The 3,276-nt window shown below is 58.5% G+C and carries 4 protein-coding genes; 1 reads left to right on the top strand and 3 read right to left on the bottom strand.

Annotation, left to right across the window (positions count from 1 at the left end):
• Nucleotides 1-150: RtcB family protein (locus QOC89_RS31210; RefSeq protein ID WP_323048570.1), on the top strand; the 150-nt coding region annotated here is incomplete at its 5' end.
• Nucleotides 151-323: 173 nt separating this feature from the next.
• Here the strand turns inward: QOC89_RS31210 and QOC89_RS31205 are convergent.
• The 3 genes from QOC89_RS31205 to QOC89_RS31195 form a co-directional block, all read right to left on the bottom strand.
• Entirely contained in the window at nucleotides 324-575 is a 252-nt protein-coding gene (locus QOC89_RS31205) for a hypothetical protein (protein ID WP_323048568.1), read from the bottom strand.
• A 776-nt stretch (nucleotides 576-1,351) separates the two neighbouring features.
• Complete coding sequence (locus tag QOC89_RS31200) at nucleotides 1,352-2,038, bottom strand: DUF2242 domain-containing protein (RefSeq protein WP_323048567.1); 687 nt, start codon at nucleotides 2,036-2,038, stop codon at nucleotides 1,352-1,354.
• Nucleotides 2,039-2,220: 182 nt separating this feature from the next.
• Nucleotides 2,221-2,862 carry a lytic transglycosylase domain-containing protein gene (locus QOC89_RS31195; RefSeq protein WP_323048569.1) on the bottom strand — a complete coding sequence of 214 codons (642 nt, stop codon included), beginning with the start codon at nucleotides 2,860-2,862 and terminating at the stop codon, nucleotides 2,221-2,223.
• Nucleotides 2,863-3,276: the final 414 nt, after the last annotated feature.

The raw sequence follows: 3,276 nt of genomic DNA, 5'->3' as shown, positions 1-3,276 counted from the left end.
GCGACCGCACACGTCGAATGCCGTAAGGACGAAGGCGTAATCGACGAAATCCCGATGGCCTATAAGGACATCGACGCAGTGATGGCAGCGCAGCGCAGTCTCGTCGAAGTAGTACACACGCTACGGCAGGTAGTGTGCGTGAAGGGGTAAGGGCAAAGCGGGGGTAAGGGCAAAGCGGGGGTAACGGCAAAGCGCGGATTGCCCGTTCAGCGAATCGCGCCGCCGCCCCGCTGGATGCCTAAGTGCGCAACGCGATTCTCGCGCAAGACACCTAGGCGCTCATTCCGGACAACGAGGCGGCCGCTTGATAGCGGCGCCTGCCGTCAAGCAGCACGGGGATACGCAAAGAGCTTAGGGGTATCGGCGGTGGGCGGAAACACACACCAGCAGCCGTCGTCATGACGAAAGAAGAAGAGACCGCGTGATCCGGCTTCGAGAGAAGTCTCTACGCGCACATAGCGCCTGCCCCCCAGGCGGGTGCGGCTGAATTCGGTAACGTGAACCGGAACGGAAGGGCCCGGCGCCAGCCATTTCTCAACCAGGAAACGCAGCGACTGCTCACTTGCTGCTCTCATGATCCGCTCCGGGCCGGCTTGTCGTGCCGCGTGTCGCGCGCGGCTTCGTTGCTTTCGTCGCTCTCGTGAGCCTCCTCGTCATGCTCGGAAGATGCGAGCGAAATGGCCCGGTTAGTGGCCGCCGCCCGCAACGTCGTGCAGTGGCTGGCATGCCTGATATCTGAGAGAAGTCGGACTAGCTGTCGTGCTGTTCTGCGTTTCATTACTCACCCCCGCACTGCACCAATAACTTCAGAAAACACTTTAACTCTATGCCTGGATAGGGCGTTGCTGAAATGATTTTGACTAAATAGCAACAGTTGCGCTTGCAAAAACAGAGACGCAATCTTTGTACCTTCCCACTTCAATGTGCGCGCCTCGAGGCGTCCCGGTCTGTACGGTGGCGAGCGAATGGCGTCGACGAAAAGGTTCGCCGCCGCGGGTCTTGATTCGGCCGGCTATGCAAGTTATCCACAATGACCTCTGAATAACTTCGGGACAGCGCATCGGACAGCCTGTGCGCGGAATCTTGATAAGGCGCGGCAGCGGGCAAGCCCCGTCAAAGTTATCCCAGCTTCGCAGTTTTTCTACAGTGATGCTCCGCTGGGTTATGGTTTTCCCATCACCTTGATGTAACGGCGAATTTGAGAGTTATCCACAGACGGGGTTAACCCTTGTTAACTACTACTACATATATATACGTATGAAGTAAAAAAACTAGGATAAGTATCGCAGCGTGACGAGATCAAAGGCTGATCAGGTCATGATCAACCCAAATCCGTGGAACCAAGGAGGCGTCAAGGCGCGACGCCGGCTCCGCTTGCAGGTTGCACGGAAGCAGCCTTGTCGATTGCATCCGGCATCTCGGGAACAGGCGCGGGCATCGTCGCTTCGACCGGCACGGGCAACATGCGGGTTTCAATGCGGCTGTTTGCAACCGGCTGCGTGCGCACCACGGTTTGTAAATAATGATCGACGAGACCGAAAAAGCGGTCGTAGAACTTGCCCGACGGGATGGTCTCGCTCGAAATCTTGACCATCGCATCGCTGTTCGAGCGGATCGGCAGCGACAGTGAACCAAGCACGCTCAGTCCCACACTCGCCGAGGTATCGCTTTTCTTCAGCGCGAAGCCGTTCTGGACTGCGTTGACGTATACGATGCTCGTATCGCTCGCCTCTTCTCCCGGCGTGCACACCACATGAAACTCGACGACGATGTGCGAATCGCCGGTCGGCTGGAAATTTTTCGTTGCGTCTACCGTATCGGTGCGCGTCATCGTCGTCAGATAGCCCTGGCTCAACAGCGCGCGCCGCGCGGCCTCACAGGTATCCGTGGTATTTGAGTTGAAATTTCGAGCGTAAGGGCTTGCGCCTGTTTCGAATAATTCCTGCTGGAATTTCGGCTGTGGGGCGCTGCTACAGGCGGCAAGTGTCAGCACGCCGAGCAGTGCAGCAGCAGTGGCCCTGGAAAACGAGATAAGCATGGTCGATCGGAAGAGGCGCGGCGTGAGTTCGAACGGGAATGCATTGTAGAGCGGTTGCCAACTGCGCGTAAAAGGCGTACAGCGCGCGCCCCGCGCCGCCTTATGCGGCGTAACGACTCATCTCCCAGGGGCTTCAGTCAGCAAGCGCTACCGAGACCCAACAAGAGGACGGAAGCTTCAGTTCAGTGCTGCGTTGCAGGCGAGGCGTTTGGCAACACCGCGCCGCCCTTCACTCCGGGGCCATTGGCAGCAGGTATCGTGAAAGCGTCGGCCCAATTATCCGGCGCCGCACAGCGGTCGGCTTCGCACATAGAGACTTGCCCGTCCGGACGCGCTGCGACGTTCTGTGGTGCGGCGACGCCGGCGAAATCTTCGACGCGCAAGCTTACCTTCTGCGCGTAGGCCTGCGATCCGCCATAACTCTTGAGCGCGGCGTTCATGTCGCCGTTGGCTGAGCGCATGTAACCGTACAGAATCGCCGAGCCCACTTCGATGTTAGTGTTCGGCTCGGTCAGGTCCTTGACGTTCCTCAGCAGCCCGCGATGGGCGCCCGGCACCACCTGCATCAGCCCGGTCGCGCCGTTGGCGCCCTTGGCTTTTTCCTTGAAGCGGGATTCGATCGAGATGATCGCCAGCAGCAGTGCCGGCGGGAGTGAATATTTCGAAGCGGCGGACTGCACCGCGTCAGAAATCTTTTGAGCCTTTTCCTTTGCCAGACCGAATTTCTGCGTCAGATACGCGGTCATGCGGTCATTGTTTTCCTCCGCCGACGCGGCTTGCATCAAGCCCAGCGAAAGCACGATCAGGCAAAGTAACCGGCTCATAACGAAGGACGGAGAAGGAAAGGGATCGGCCATTATAGCTCTGCCCCCAAAAGAGGCACCAAAATGACCGATATTCCTCAGAGGAAATCCCCGGCCACCGGATTGCCGACGGGCTCACTGCTTCCGACGTATGATCCGTTAGTTGCAATTCAGTTCGAGACTTTATTCGAAGTTTGCTGAGCCATCACCGTCATTGCGCATAGCGACAATGCAAGGCTGCCGCCACCTCCGCGAACGGGCGCGTGATTCCAGTGGCGCCAGCACGTCGGCCTCGCTGCCGAAGCGCAGTAACTGTGCGCAGCGAGATCGCGCATTCGTCGGCGAGCCGCTGCGGATATCTTGTGGGGCATCGCGTTGCATTGGGGGATGATGTTCAAGCTGGTGCCTGAAACACCGGCCGTACGCGAGTATGCC

It is taken from the genome of Paraburkholderia sp. (assembly GCF_034668105.1).
Taxonomy (GTDB): domain Bacteria; phylum Pseudomonadota; class Gammaproteobacteria; order Burkholderiales; family Burkholderiaceae; genus Paraburkholderia.
This window is presented reverse-complemented; position numbering and strand designations above follow the sequence as displayed.

Coding starts and splice junctions, on each gene's coding strand:
- QOC89_RS31205 (WP_323048568.1), bottom strand. CDS start 575: ATGAGAGCAGCAAGTGAGCAGTCGCTGCGTTTCCTGGTTGAGAAATGG.
- QOC89_RS31200 (WP_323048567.1), bottom strand. CDS start 2,038: ATGCTTATCTCGTTTTCCAGGGCCACTGCTGCTGCACTGCTCGGCGTG.
- QOC89_RS31195 (WP_323048569.1), bottom strand. CDS start 2,862: ATGAGCCGGTTACTTTGCCTGATCGTGCTTTCGCTGGGCTTGATGCAA.